At 69.0% G+C, this 12,871-nt stretch carries 14 protein-coding genes; 9 read left to right on the forward strand and 5 right to left on the reverse strand.

The window, feature by feature from the left end; translation table 11 throughout:
• Window positions 1–17 precede the first annotated feature (17 nt).
• The 4 genes from purF (at window position 18) to amcA (ending at window position 4,358) form a co-directional block, all read left to right on the forward strand.
• Window positions 18–1,598, forward strand: coding sequence for an amidophosphoribosyltransferase (gene purF, locus SALPAC2_RS0117500; RefSeq protein WP_026184839.1), 1,581 nt, complete (start codon window positions 18–20; stop codon window positions 1,596–1,598).
• A gap of 63 nt (window positions 1,599–1,661) precedes the next feature.
• Complete coding sequence (gene purM, locus SALPAC2_RS0117505; RefSeq protein WP_018217936.1) at window positions 1,662–2,816, forward strand: phosphoribosylformylglycinamidine cyclo-ligase; 1,155 nt, start codon at window positions 1,662–1,664, stop codon at window positions 2,814–2,816.
• Between the two features lie 233 nt (window positions 2,817–3,049).
• On the forward strand, window positions 3,050–4,153 hold the full coding sequence (gene amcB, locus SALPAC2_RS0117510; RefSeq protein ID WP_018217937.1) for a cyclophane-forming radical SAM peptide maturase AmcB: 1,104 nt from the start codon (window positions 3,050–3,052) through the stop codon (window positions 4,151–4,153).
• Entirely contained in the window at window positions 4,122–4,358 is a 237-nt protein-coding gene (gene amcA / locus SALPAC2_RS0117515; protein WP_018217938.1) for a multiple cyclophane-containing RiPP AmcA, read from the forward strand. Before amcB ends, amcA begins: the two co-directional genes overlap by 32 nt.
• Window positions 4,359–4,571: 213 nt before the next feature.
• Here amcA and SALPAC2_RS0117520 read toward each other — a convergent pair whose 3' ends face one another.
• Window positions 4,572–4,787, reverse strand: coding sequence for a DUF3073 domain-containing protein (locus tag SALPAC2_RS0117520; protein ID WP_011904080.1), 216 nt, complete (start codon window positions 4,785–4,787; stop codon window positions 4,572–4,574).
• Between the two features lie 291 nt (window positions 4,788–5,078).
• Window positions 5,079–6,161 carry a Glu/Leu/Phe/Val dehydrogenase dimerization domain-containing protein gene (locus tag SALPAC2_RS0117525; RefSeq protein ID WP_018217939.1) on the reverse strand — a complete coding sequence of 361 codons (1,083 nt, stop codon included), beginning with the start codon at window positions 6,159–6,161 and terminating at the stop codon, window positions 5,079–5,081.
• Window positions 6,162–6,379: 218 nt separating this feature from the next.
• On the opposite strand from SALPAC2_RS0117525, the gene SALPAC2_RS0117530 reads away from it, so the two are divergent.
• Both SALPAC2_RS0117530 and SALPAC2_RS0117535 read left to right on the forward strand, forming a co-directional pair.
• A complete protein-coding gene (locus tag SALPAC2_RS0117530; protein WP_026184841.1) occupies window positions 6,380–7,219 on the forward strand; it encodes a hypothetical protein in 840 nt (279 codons plus the stop codon).
• A 252-nt stretch (window positions 7,220–7,471) separates the two neighbouring features.
• Complete coding sequence (locus SALPAC2_RS0117535; RefSeq protein WP_007073996.1) at window positions 7,472–7,681, forward strand: BldC family transcriptional regulator; 210 nt, start codon at window positions 7,472–7,474, stop codon at window positions 7,679–7,681.
• Between the two features lie 91 nt (window positions 7,682–7,772).
• Here SALPAC2_RS0117535 and SALPAC2_RS0117540 read toward each other — a convergent pair whose 3' ends face one another.
• Window positions 7,773–8,153 (reverse strand): PPOX class F420-dependent oxidoreductase, encoded by a 381-nt coding sequence (locus SALPAC2_RS0117540; protein ID WP_018217941.1) that lies wholly within the window; start codon window positions 8,151–8,153, stop codon window positions 7,773–7,775.
• A 290-nt stretch (window positions 8,154–8,443) separates the two neighbouring features.
• Here SALPAC2_RS0117540 and SALPAC2_RS0117545 point away from each other — a divergent pair, with 290 nt between their 5' ends.
• Window positions 8,444–9,301, forward strand: coding sequence for a 3-hydroxyacyl-CoA dehydrogenase family protein (locus SALPAC2_RS0117545; protein WP_018217942.1), 858 nt, complete (start codon window positions 8,444–8,446; stop codon window positions 9,299–9,301).
• Window positions 9,298–10,041: an enoyl-CoA hydratase/isomerase family protein gene (locus tag SALPAC2_RS0117550; protein WP_018217943.1), complete on the forward strand. Its 744-nt coding sequence runs from the start codon at window positions 9,298–9,300 to the stop codon at window positions 10,039–10,041. The genes SALPAC2_RS0117545 and SALPAC2_RS0117550 overlap by 4 nt, the downstream gene beginning before the upstream one ends.
• A 140-nt stretch (window positions 10,042–10,181) precedes the next feature.
• Here SALPAC2_RS0117550 and SALPAC2_RS0117555 read toward each other — a convergent pair whose 3' ends face one another.
• Together SALPAC2_RS0117555 and SALPAC2_RS0117560 are read right to left on the reverse strand one after the other, a co-directional pair.
• The gene (locus SALPAC2_RS0117555; RefSeq protein WP_018217944.1) at window positions 10,182–11,516 is read right to left on the reverse strand and encodes an ABC transporter substrate-binding protein; all 1,335 of its coding nucleotides are present in this window, start codon (window positions 11,514–11,516) and stop codon (window positions 10,182–10,184) included.
• A gap of 143 nt (window positions 11,517–11,659) precedes the next feature.
• The gene (locus SALPAC2_RS0117560) at window positions 11,660–12,178 is read right to left on the reverse strand and encodes an SRPBCC family protein (protein WP_018217945.1); all 519 of its coding nucleotides are present in this window, start codon (window positions 12,176–12,178) and stop codon (window positions 11,660–11,662) included.
• Window positions 12,179–12,408: 230 nt separating this feature from the next.
• On the opposite strand from SALPAC2_RS0117560, the gene SALPAC2_RS0117565 reads away from it, so the two are divergent.
• Entirely contained in the window at window positions 12,409–12,870 is a 462-nt protein-coding gene (locus SALPAC2_RS0117565) for a GbsR/MarR family transcriptional regulator (protein ID WP_018217946.1), read from the forward strand.
• Window position 12,871 lies beyond the last annotated feature (1 nt).

The raw sequence follows: 12,871 nt of genomic DNA on the forward strand, positions 1-12,871 counted from the left end.
GCAAGAGGGAGCGGCAGGTGCCCCGAGGCGATGGCCGGTTGAGCCACGACCTTGACCCCCAGCGTCCCGGCCCCCAGGACGCCTGTGGCGTCTTCGGGGTCTGGGCCCCCGGCGAGGAGGTCGCCAACCTGACCTATTTCGGGCTGTACGCGTTGCAGCACCGGGGGCAGGAGGCGGCTGGCATCGCAGTCAGTGACGGCACGGGCGTGGTGGTCTACAAGGACCTTGGTCTGGTAGCCCAGGTCTTCGACGAGCCGACCCTGGCCAGTCTGCGCGGGCATGTGGCGATCGGGCACACCCGCTACTCGACCACCGGCGCCTCCACCTGGGAGAATGCCCAGCCAACCATCCGCTCCACCGCCTCCGGCACGACGATCGCCCTGGCCCACAACGGAAACCTGGTCAACACGGCCGAGCTGCAGCGGGAGGCCGGCGAACAGGCGTTGGCCGGCGACGGGGCCACCAACGACACCTCGCTGGTGACCATGCTGCTGGCCAGCCGCCCCGATCTGTCGGTGGAGGCCGCCGCCCTGGAGGTGCTGCCGCAGCTACGGGGAGCGTTCAGTTTCGTCTTCATGGACGAGTCGACGCTCTACGCGGCTCGGGATCAGCACGGGGTCCGCCCGCTGGTGTTGGGCCGGCTGGAGCGCGGCTGGGTGGTGGCCAGTGAGACGGCCGCGCTCGATATCGTCGGTGCCAGTGTGGTCCGCGAGGTCGAGCCGGGTGAGCTGATCGCCATCGACGAGGACGGGCTGCGCTCTGCCCGCTTCGCCGCACCGGAGCCGAAGGGCTGCCTCTTCGAATACGTCTACATCGCCCGCCCGGACGCCACGATCGCCGGCCGGAACGTGCACGCGGCTCGCGTACAGATCGGTCGTCAGCTCGCTCGGGAGCACCCGGTACCGGCCGATCTGGTGATCCCCGTGCCCGAGTCGGGCACCCCGGCCGCGACCGGCTACGCGGCCGAGTCCGGTATTACCTTCGGGGCCGGTCTGATGAAGAATCCGTACGTCGGGCGGACCTTCATTCAGCCGTCGCAGACGCTGCGTCAGCTCGGTATTCGGCTCAAGCTCAACCCGCTGCGCGAGAACGTTCGGGGTAAGCGGCTGGTCGTCGTGGACGACTCCATCGTCCGTGGCAACACCCAGCGGGCCATTGTGCGAATGCTCCGCGAGGCCGGCGCGCTGGAGGTGCATGTTCGGATCTCCTCGCCGCCGGTTTCCTGGCCTTGCTTCTACGGCATCGACTTCGCCACCCGCGCCGAGTTACTCGCCAATGGCCTGGACAATGAGGGCATCCGGCGGTCGATCGGTGCCGACACGCTCGGCTACGTGTCGCTCAGCGGTCTCATCGCGGCCACCGAGCAACCGAAGAGCCGGCTCTGCCGTGCGTGTTTCGACGGCGACTATCCGATCGAGCTGCCCGCTGACAGCTTGATCGGCAAGCATGTGCTGGAGGGGGTCGGCCGGCGCGTCGCCGCCGAGTCCTCCGAACCGCACGTCAGCCCGTTCGTCGCCGCTCCCAGTGGCCGCGACGCCCTCAGCTCGGCGCGGGTGCCGCGCCCCGACCCGGAAGAGCCGACCACCCACATCCGGTAGCACCACCCGGGGTGCAACCCGGCTATCGCCGGTTCGCACCAGGACCATCTAAGGGGAGAAACCGTGACCCACGTGTCCGAGCGCAGTGGCGCAGGAAGCAGCCAGACCGGTGCCGGCGGTGACCGCCAGCCCTGGACCAACGCCACCGGGCGTCCGGTGCGCAAACGTTCGGCCTCGTACCTGGATGCGGGTGTCTCGATCGAGGCGGGCGACCGCGCGGTCGAGCTGCTCAAGTCGAAGGTGAAGCAGACCCGACGACCAGAGGTGATGGGCGACCTGGGTGGCTTCGCCGGCCTGTTCCGGCTGGACACGAAGAAGTACAAGAACCCGATCCTGGCGTCCTCCACCGATGGGGTCGGCACGAAGCTGGTGATCGCGCAGCAGCTCGACATTCACGACACGGTCGGCATCGACCTGGTCGCCATGGTCGTGGACGACCTGGTGGCGTGCGGTGCCGAGCCGCTGTTCCTGCTCGACTACATCGCCACCGGTGAGGTTGTCCCGGACCGGGTGGCCGAGATCGGCGCCGGCATCGCCGATGGCTGCCGGTACGCCGGTTGCGCCCTGCTGGGTGGGGAGACCGCCGAGCACCCCGGTGTCCTCCGGCCGGATGAGTACGACATCTCGGCCACCGGCGTGGGGGTGGTGGAGGAGAGCGAAATCCTCAGCTCCGAGCGGGTGGAGGTCGGTGACGTCGTGATCGCGATGCGCGCGTCCGGCCTGCACTCCAACGGCTTTTCCCTGGTCCGGCACGTGCTGCTCGGCGCCGGCCGGATGCGGCTGGACGTGGTCATCGAGGACTTTGGCCGGCAACGCACCCTCGGTGAGGAGCTGCTGACCCCGACCAAGATCTATGCGCAGGACTGCCTGAAGCTGATCGCTGAGACGGAGGTCCGGGTATTCGCCCACGTGACCGGGGGCGGTATCCCGGGGAACCTGGTCCGGGTCCTGCCGGAGCACGTGGACGCGGTGGTCGATCGCGCTACCTGGAAGCCGCAGCCGATCTTCGACCTGGTGCAGTCCAAGGGGCGGATTGAGGCCCCGGAGATGGAAGCGACGTTCAACATGGGCGTCGGTATGTTCGCGATCGTCTCCGCCGAGGATGCCGACCGCGCGCTGGCCACCCTCACCGGCCGCGGCGTGGATGCGTGGCAGGCCGGTGAGATCATCGAAGGCACCGGCAATGTCCAGCTGGTCGGGCAGCACACCCGTGGTTGACCGCCGCGGTGCCGGGTTGGACCGGCTGTGGGGCTCTGGACGGCCGTGTCGGTGCCGATCAGGGCTTCGCGCCGTTCCTGACGGTCTGCGGGCCGAGGGCTTCACCGGGGTGGCCAACGCCGCCTAGCCTGAGGAGCACCCCCGCAACGTCGCCGGGGCATGTCGGGGTGCCGTAGCGCGCCCAGGCCTGGCAGAGGAGGGCGATGGCGGTACGGGGGCAGTCGACAGGTGGGATGCGCGGCTTGGCTGCCATCCCAGCCTATGTGGTTATGCAGCCCACAACGCTCTGCAATCTCGACTGCGTGTACTGCTATCTCCCGCTCCGCCACGCTGACCGGCGGATGCCGGTCAGCGTGGCGGAGGCGGTGGCGGCATCAGTCAACCCGTGGGCGCGAGCCGGGCGGTTCTCCGTGGTGTGGCACGGTGGCGAGCCACTCGCCGCCGGGCCGGAGCTACTCGCCGCGCTGATGGCACCGTTTGGGCCGGAGGTCGAGCACCACGTCCAGACCAACGCGACGCTGATCGACGATGTCTGGTGTCGGTTCTTCGCGGAGCACCGGGTCCGGGTGAGTATCAGCGTGGACGGGCCGCGGGAGCGCAGCACTGATCGGGTCACCCGGGGTGGGCGTCCGGCGTACCCCCAGATCATGCGGGGGGTCGAGGCACTGCGTCGGCATGAGCTGCCGTTCTCGGCGTTGGCCGTGGTGGGGCGCCCCGCCCCGGGTCTCGCCCGGGAACTGTACGACTTCTTCCTTGAGCTCGGCCCGGACGTGTTGGGCGTGAACATCGAGGAGACGGAGGGGGTCAACACGCGGGCCAACCGTCACGACGCGGCCGCGGTGGCCGCCTTCTGGTCCGAGTTGGTGACGGCCTGGCGCCGGAATCCCCGCATCCACCTGCGTGAGGTCGAGTGGTCCCTGCGGTACGTCGCCGCGGTGTTGGACGGCGTCGAGGAGCAGGTCCTGCCCCGCCGGCTGGATCCGATCCCCACGGTCGGTCAGGACGGTTCGGTGACCGTGCTCTCGCCCGAATTGGCGGGCTTCACCAACCCCCGGTACGGCGACTTCAGCAGCGGCAACGTGCTGGTCACTCCGCTGGCGAAGATCCTGGCCGAGGCCGCGGAGACGCCCTGGGTCGGGGAGTTCCTCGCCGGGGTGGAGGCTTGCCGGGCATCGTGTTCCTACTTCGGCTTCTGCGGCGGTGGCCATGCGGCCAATCGCTACTTCGAGCAGGGTCGTTTTGACGGTACGGAGACCGAGCATTGCCGAAACAGCAAGATTCGGCTACTGGAGGGAGTGTTGGAGCATGCCCGAGGACACCGGTCCCCAGCAACCTGAGCGCACGGCGGGCACGGTCTCGGAGGATGTGGTCGATCGGGTCCGCGCCGCCGGCACCGGCCTCACCACGTTGCTTCGCGAGGCCGAGGCGGCCCGTCGGTCACGGGCGGAGGCGGCGGGGGATGGCTCCACCAGCGCGGTCTGCGCCTGGAACCACTTCGAGAACATCCCGACGTTCTACAACTGGAACAACCGTCCACGCTGAGGCGAATAGTTACACCGAGTAACGCGGAGTCGGCTGGTTGGTGACCCCTAGCCGGCTACGCTCCGCCGGTGTTCCACCACCCTGCCGAACAGGGCGTGTCTCGGAGTCACTGCCGGCACTCCGAGACACGCCCCGCCTCCGTCGGGGTCCGCTGACCCGATGGGCACAGACATGAGCACGCGGATCGACCGCGTGCTCAGTTGCGACCAGGGGTCAGCGGTTGGGACGAGCCCGGTTGTCCGGGTCGTCGTCCACGTGGTCCTCGTCATCGTCGTCGACATACTCTTTGTAGTCGTCGTCGAAGTCGTGGTCCGACTTGTGGCTGCCGCCGAGTTCGCGTTGCAAGGCGGCGAGGTCGGTGTTCGGGGAGTGGTACTTCAACTCCCGGGCCACCTTTGTCTGCTTGGCCTTAGCTCGGCCGCGCCCCATGGCTCGACCCCCTCGCACAGAATGCGGGGCAGCCCGAAGGCGGGCCCCGATGACGTCAGGCATCTCTCGTGGCTCTTACGGTACATGGAGATGCCATCGTTCGGCACCTCGGGTTGCCGTCGCCCGGCTCCGCGCGTCGCGGCGGGCCGGTCGTCACCCAGTGTACTCGGTAAGGGCCAATCCGGAGAGCGCCCCTAACAGCAGGCGAATCACCGTGAATCCAGCTTAACCGTGTTGCGTCGCTGGGGCAGCCCAGGGGCGGAACCAGCCCGGCCCGCCCCCGGGACGTGATCAGGGCAGCAGAATTGTCCGCAGCCGGCCCACCTCAGCCATCCGTCGCTCGGCCAGCCGGTCCGCGGCCACCGCCGGCGGCACCCCCTCGGTATCGGCGAGCCTCAGGATCTCCCGCGTGGTGTCGTAGATCTTGGTCGCTCGCAGCTTCGCGCGTTCAAAGTTGAAGCCCTCGATCTCGTCGGCAACCTGGATCACGCCGCCGGCGTTGACCACGTAGTCGGGCGCGTACAGGATGCCCCGGTCAGCGAGGAGTTTTTCGATGCCCGGGTGGGCGAGCTGGTTGTTCGCCGCCCCGGCGACCACCTTCGCCTGCAGCGCCGGGACGGTGTCGTCGTTGAGCGTGCCCCCAAGCGCGCACGGGGCGTACACCTCAAGGTCGGACGCGACCAGCGCGGTGGCGTCGTCCATCAGCGTCACCTGCGGGTGGTTCGTCCGCGCCCAGGCCAGGGCCCGTGGGTTCACGTCGGTCGCCACGACCTCGGCGCCATCGTCTAGGAGGTGGCCGACCAGGTACTTGCCGACTTTGCCCAGGCCGGCCACGCCGACCCGTCGGCCGCGCAGCGTCGGCGTACCCCAGGTGTGCTCGGCAGCGGCGCGCATACCCTGGAATACGCCCCAGGCGGTCAGGATCGAGGAGTCGCCAGCGCCCCCGTGCTCCCGGCTTCGGCCGGTCACGAACCGGGTCTCCCGGGCGACCACGTCCATGTCGGCCACGTAGGTGCCAACGTCGCAGGCGGTGTAGTAGCGGCCACCCAGGGTGGCCACGAAGCGGCCGTAGGCGCGCAACAGCGCCTCACTCTTGAGCTGCTCGGGGTCCCCCCAGATGACGGCCTTGCCGCCGCCCAGGTCCAGCCCGGCGAGGGCGTTCTTGTACGCCATGCCGCGGGAGAGGTCGAGCACGTCGGCGAGGGCCGCCTCCTCGTTCGCGTAGGGGTAGAACCGGGTGCCGCCGAGCGCGGGTCCCAACGCCGTGGAGTAGATGCCGATTATCGCCCGAAGGCCGGACTGTTTGTCCTGGCAGAACAGAACCTGCTCGTGGCCGACCGACCCGGGGTCGTCGGTGGTGGCGAATACGCCCATGACTCACTCCTGGTGTGGTGTGCGGCCTTGTGGGCCGCGGACCTGCGGACGCCGGCGGGATGCTGCCGGTGCCGCTGAGCCTAGTATCGGCCGACATCGTCTCCGTCGTCACCGGCGTGTGTGTTCGTACGGCGGGATCAGCCGCTCGGCGACTCTTCTGGAGCGCACGCGAACTGTGCCGCCAGGGATTCGCATCCGACTCGTGGGAGGATCGCGCCGTGCCCTCGCTCTTCGCCGCATACCTGCGCGTGTACGAACCGTTGACCGCCTTCGACCGGGACCGCCAGGCGTACTGGCGGCGTTACGTCGAGCAGGGCCGGGCTGTCGCCCCGGCGGAGGGGCCCGGCCGGCAGCTCACCACGGTGATCGAGGCGCTCGGCGCGGGTTGGACCCGACTGCCGAATCTGCCGGACGAGGCGTACGTCCTGGAGACCGACGACACCCTGCTCGTCTGCCCGTGGAACCTGCGCATCCGGGTGGCCGAGGCGGCACTGAACGCCCGCGACGGCGTACCCCCGGTGTTGGCGGACGCCTTTGTGCCGCCGGTGCTCGCCGGGAAGGCCCGGGCGGTGGTGGACGACTGGCGTAGCGGGGCGCGCGTACTGGAGCACGGCGTTCCCCGGGTGCATGAGCAGATCGCCACCTGGGGCGTGCCGCTGCGGTGGTTTGTCCTCTTCGAGCCGGCGGAGCGGCATCAGGTCACCGAGCCCGGCCGGCGGGCACTGCGGTACCGGACGGAGATTTCCAAAGCCCGCCGTCGCTCGTCGCGGGCGCTTGCCGTGTTGCGGAAGTCGGTCGGTGCCGCGCCGATCACCGAGGCGGTGGAGGAGGCCGCGCGCTGGCTGGAGGAGTTCCATCCACGGTCGATGGTGGAACTGGACTACGGCGGGCTCGTGTCGTTGCTCTCCGACGAGACCCTCGCGGCGGACGACTCGCCGGAGCTGGTCGCCGCTGGCCTGGCCGGGCTGTCTCGGGGTGAGGCGGAGGAGGCATCAGCGGCCTACGACAAGTTGGTGGCACGGTGGCGCGCGGTGCAGTTGCTTGAGCGGTGCAACTGACGCCAAATAGGTTGATTCCATCTCATCAACCCGGGAACCTTTCGCGTTTGATTCGCCACGAACCGTGATCATGAAGCTAGATAAGGTGCCTTCTGTCGCATTAAAGGGTAATAAATCGGGCATGGTTCATCCGTCCGTCTAGGGACGTTCGGCCGTTCGGCCCATGTCGGACATCGGGGACTAGCCGGACCATGGGAGACGCGTCGGCCGGCGGGACCCCGGCCGATGTCTATACATGTGGAGGAGTGACCCATGGCATCGCGAACGCACGAACCGGAGCCGCTGCTCACGCCGGCCGAGGTGGCGTCGATGTTCCGTGTCGACCCGAAAACGGTGACCCGTTGGGCCAAGGCCGGCAAGCTGAGTGCGATCCGGACTCTTGGCGGGCACCGCAGATACCGGGAGTCGGAGGTCAGAGCGCTGCTGCAGGGGCAAATCCCGCAGCAACGTCAGGGGGACTGACCTGGTGAGAACCAGCGGACAATGTGGGTAGGGCGGTGGACGATCTGTCCACCGCCCTGCGGCATTCCGGTGGGGTGGACGCGCACGCGGCTCAGTCCTTGAGCGTGACCCGGATCCCGATCGTGCCCTCCTCACCCCGGCGTAGCCGGCTCCCTAGCAAAGTGAGCCGGCCGAGCACCCGGTACTTCTCTTTGATCAGGCCCCGGACCCGCCGGGTGCCCGCCGCGTCGGCGAGCGCGGCGTAACCGGGCACTGTCGGACCATGGGGACGCCCTCGGACATCGCAGGGGGCGACAGTCACATCGCCGCTGCGCCGGATCCGCTTCACCTTGCCGGAGCTGGCAACGGTCCAGACTACGAGTGCATCGCCGTCACGGACCGCCCAAACCGGGGTCGGCACCGCACGGCCATCCTTGCGGAAGGTCGTGAGCAATATGTATTTCTCGGTCGCGAGTCGGTCCAGCGTGGTCACGCCGCCAGGATACGGCTCCGCGACCGGTTGACCGGGCAGTGAGCCGGACCGGCGTGCCGTGCACCGCAGCGCTGGTCATCGAGCTGGCGCGGCGCGGTCCATCCGGGAGCCTCCTGCCGCGCGATGCCGGGCTGCCGCGCGATGCCGGGCTGCCGCGCGATGCCGGGCTGCCGCGGGATGCCGGGCTGCCGCGCGACGCCTGCCAACCAATAGGGTCGCGGGGACGAGCGACACGGGTAGGCGGGACAACACGGGTGATCCCCGAGTCACCGCCGGAGGGAGGAGGCGCCATGGGCGACCGTTGGGTCGTGATCGGAGCCGGCACGATGGGCCTCGGGATCGCGTACGTGGCCGCTGGTGCCGGCTACGACGTGGACCTGGTCGAGGTCGATCCGGCCCGGGGTGAAGCCGCCGCCGCGCGCCTCGGCGAGCTGTGGGACCGGGCCGTTGGTCGCGGCCGGCTAACGGCTGCCCAGGCCGACGCCAACCGGTCCCGGGTGACTGTTCGGGGAGCGCTCGCCGAGGTCAGCGCCGGCCCGGAGGTCGTGGTCGAGGCCGTCCCGGAGCGGGTCGACCTGAAGCGCTCCGTGCTGCGCGACGCCGAGCACCTGAGCCCTGCGCTGTTGGCCAGCAACACCTCCAGCATCTCGATCGCCGAGCTGGCCGAGGGGCTCACCCGCCCGGATCGCTTCCTCGGCCTGCACTTCTTCAACCCGGTGTGGGCGATGACGCTGCTCGAGGTCGTGGTCGGCCCGGGGACCACACCGCAGAGCACGGACGCCGCGGTCGCACTCGCCGCTCGGCTGGGCAAGGATCCCGTCGTCGTACGTGACCTGCCCGGCTTCGCCACCTCCCGGCTGGGGGTGACGCTCGGTCTGGAGGCGATCCGAATGGTCGCCGACAAGGTGGCGGAACCAGCAGACATCGACAAGGCGATGGTGCTCGGTTACCGGCATCCGGTGGGGCCGCTGGAGCTCACCGACCTGGTCGGGCTGGATGTGCGGCTCGACATCGCCCGTACCCTGGCGGCCGCGTACGGGGAGCGGTTCGCGCCGCCGCCGCTGCTGGTCGAGATGGTTGCCGCCGGACACCTCGGCAAGAAGTCCGGCCAGGGCTTCTACCGGTGGGAGAACGGAGTGAAGGCGTGAGCGGCCTGCGGATCGACGAACAGGCCGACCGGGTGGTGGCGGTGCTGGACCGCCCAGAGAAGCGCAACGCCATCGACGTTGACCTGGTCAACGCGCTCCACGAACTTTGCGCCGAACTGGAGGCCCGGCCGCGGCTGCTGCTGCTCACCGGGGGCGCCGAGGGCATCTTCGCCGGGGGTGCCGACATCGGACAGCTCCGCGAGCGCGACCGGCTGGATGCCCTCGCCGCGATCAACTCGGCGGTCTTCGCCCGGATCAGAGCGCTGCCGATGCCAACCGTGGTAGCTGTCGATGGGCCCGCCCTGGGTGGCGGCGCCGAGCTGGCGTACGCCGGTGACCTGCGGGTGTGCACCTCGCGGGCCGTCTTCGGACAGCCCGAGGTGCGGCTCGGCATCCTGGCCGGGGCGGGGGCGACGCACCGGTTGCCGGCGCTGGTCGGCGAAGCGCGGGCGAAGGAGTTGCTCTTCACCGGCCGGCGGGTGGATGCTGCGGAGGCCCTGCGGATCGGTCTGGTCAACCAGGTGGTCGCCGAGCCGGCCGAGTTGCTGCCGGCGGCGCACACCCTGCTCGACGAGGTGGCGAAGGGCTCCGCGCTCGCGTTGCGGCTGACCAAGCTGGCCGTGGACGCTCCGGCCGCCGCGCACCCACACGTGGATTTGGTCAGTCAGGCCGTGCTCTTCGCGGACGAGGAGAAGCACCGCCGAATGACCGACTTCCTCGAGCGTCGGCGCCGGTCGTAGCCCCAGGTGACGTCGGCAGCGATGCGGGGCACATAGGCGGCTGGGCGGGGTGCGTAGCCGGCTGGGCGGGGGCACGTAGCTGGCTGGGGTGGGGCCGCACCGAAACACGGTGCGGCCCCACCCCAGCGCCCGACTGCGGCTCAGCTGTGCAGCGGCACCCCGGCGTCGGCGAGGGCTCGGATCAGCCCGGCCGACTCATTGAATCCAATGATCACGACAGCATCGGAACCAGTTTCCTTGATCTCGCTGACCACGGACGTGAAGTCCACCGTTGCCGCCTCAGCGCCCTCCGGTGGCTGATAGGTGTTCAGCTTGAGCCGACCCGGGTCGATGCCAGCCCGTTCCAGCTCGGACCGAACGATCTCCTGGAGTCCCTCGCCGTAGGCATCCCGACGGGCCACGATGGTGACCTGCTGCGGGCCGTCCCGCAGGATGACGTCAGCCAGCGCCCGGCCCTGCAGGCTGTCGGACGGAGCGGTCCGGAAATAGCGTTCCTGGTCGTCCAGCTCGGTGAGGCTCGCTTCGGTGTTCGACGGGGAGAACAGCACCATCCCGGCCTGCATCACGTCAGGTAGCACCGCCCGCGAGATGCCCGAGGCGCCGGCGCCGATGATGACGTGGACGCCGGCTGCGGCATGACTCGCCACGGTCGCCTTGGCCACCGCCGGGTCCGTGCCGTCATCGCCGTCAATCCAGGTGACCGGGGAGCCAAGGACGCCACCGGCGGCGTTGATTTCCTGGATCGCGAGGGCGGCGCCGGCGGCGAGGGGTGGGTGGGACAGCACGAGGGCGCCGGTCTGCGGTAGCAGGCCCCCTAGCACCAGCGGGCCTTTCCCGTCTTCGTCGGCCGCCCCGGTCTCCGGCGGCGGCGTGTTGCTCGCGCTGGACTCGAAGCCCGCACCGACGAATTCCGTCTTGGCGTCGTTGATCATTGTCCCGTCGAAGTGCAGGGTGGCGTAGCTGGCGGTGGAGGGCTCGCCAGCGGCCGTGAACCCACCTCGGTTGACCGAGATGCCGCGGTACTCGATGTCCTGCCCGTTTTTGGCCAGCGCGAGGCAGTCAACGGCGGTCTCACACCGCTGGCCGCCGTTGGTGACTCCGACGATCTGTGCGGCGAAAACCGCCGGATCGGTGGTGCCGGCGAGCTGCGCGGCGAGCGCACTGATCAGTACCGCGTCGTAGGCCTCCGCCGCATAGACGAAGCTGGTCAGGCCGGGATCGATCGCCAGCAACCGGTCCTTGAAGGCCTCCGGCAGCGGTGTCAGAGGTGTGGTCCCCTTCATCCCGTTAACCAGGTTGGCCCGGTCTCCCAACTCGGTGGGGAACGAGTTGAGCATCGTGCTGTCGGTGCCGTAGAGACGTACCGAGGTAGCGGTGGCCTCCTCGGTTTCATCGGTCCCGCAGGCGCTGCTGGCGAGCAGGAGCGTCGCGCATGCGGCAAGGGTGGCAGCTCGCGTGGCGCGTGGGATCAGCATCGCAGTCCTTCCTCGGGCGAAGTTACGCTGCGCAGCGTAGCGCGCCCTCGCAAGTCGCCCATGACCCCGGTATCCCTACCTGCAGGTCGGCCCTTTGATTACGCAGAGTGTTGAAAGCTGGTGGAAATGGTCGGGCCAGTGCATCAGCCGAGAGTGCGCTTCGCGACCACGCTCGCATAGCGAGCGAGAAGTTCGGACCAGCCGGCGGTCAGCGCCCGGCGGTAGCCCTCCGCTGCCGGGCCGTGCCGATCGAAGTGTCGGTGTTCCACCTCCACCCGGGTCTGCCCCGACCGGTCGGGGCAGAAGAGTGCCTCGACCTCGCTGGCCCGGGCCGGATCGGGTGCGGGGACGCGGTCTGCCCCGATCTGCCAGGTGAAAACGAGTCGACGGGGCGGGGTCCAGGCCAGCACGCGGCCCCAGTCGTTGCGGAAGCCGTGCGGGCCGATTTCGTACAGCATCCCGCCGGCCCGTGGTTCCATCCCCAGGGTGGTCAGGAGACCGGGGCCGGACCAGGTGTACTCCGTGACCCACCAGTCGGTTATTGCGCCGGTGAATACCTCGAACGCCTGCTGCGCCGAGGCGGAAACGAGGAGCGAGCTGCGGAGCGAGAACGGTGCGAAATCCTGCTGGACATCGAAGGGATCGATTATCTCCTGTCCCATAAGCCCGGACCATACCGGCTGATGCGTGCCGGTGCAGCATGGTGAAGTGCTCGATTTTCGGCCGTTAACCGCAGTCGTGTAGTAGGGCTGGTCGTCAACACTCCCTTCGGGAATGTGTTCCTGGTGGAAATTCTCGTATTTCGCCCTGGCTCCGGTTTCTGGACGCCGTTTAGTATTTAGGTTCAGAAAATTCTGAATATTCAAGACGCTTGTGTCAGGAGGGAGAACGGATGGATCCGGAGGTGGGCCGCCGGTACGCCGAGGAGGTCGGCGTCGTCCTGGCCCGGATGGGCACCACCCCCGCCTTCGGCAAGCTGCTGGGCTGGCTGCTCATCTGCGAACCGCCGCAACAGACCACCGCGCAGCTGGGTGCGGCGATGGGGCTCTCCAAGGCCTCGGTATCCACCGGAATGCGGGTGCTGGAACAGTCCGGTCTGGTCCGACGGGTGCCGAGCCCGGGCCGAGGGCACGCGTACGAGATGCATCCGGACGCCTTCGCCCGTGCCCTCGACCCGACCGACAAGATGCGGGTTTTCATCGATCTGATGCAGCGGGGGATCGATCTGGTTGGCGACGCGGCGGCACCCGAAGCCCGCCGGTTACGCCATACCCGCGACTTCTACACCTTCATGGTCGAGCGCACCCCCGCCCTGATGGAGGAGTTCCGTCGACAAGCGCGAAAGGACAGTTAGG

Origin of the sequence: Salinispora vitiensis, assembly GCF_000378825.1 — a bacterium.
GTDB classification, from domain to species: Bacteria; Actinomycetota; Actinomycetes; order Mycobacteriales; family Micromonosporaceae; genus Micromonospora; species Micromonospora vitiensis.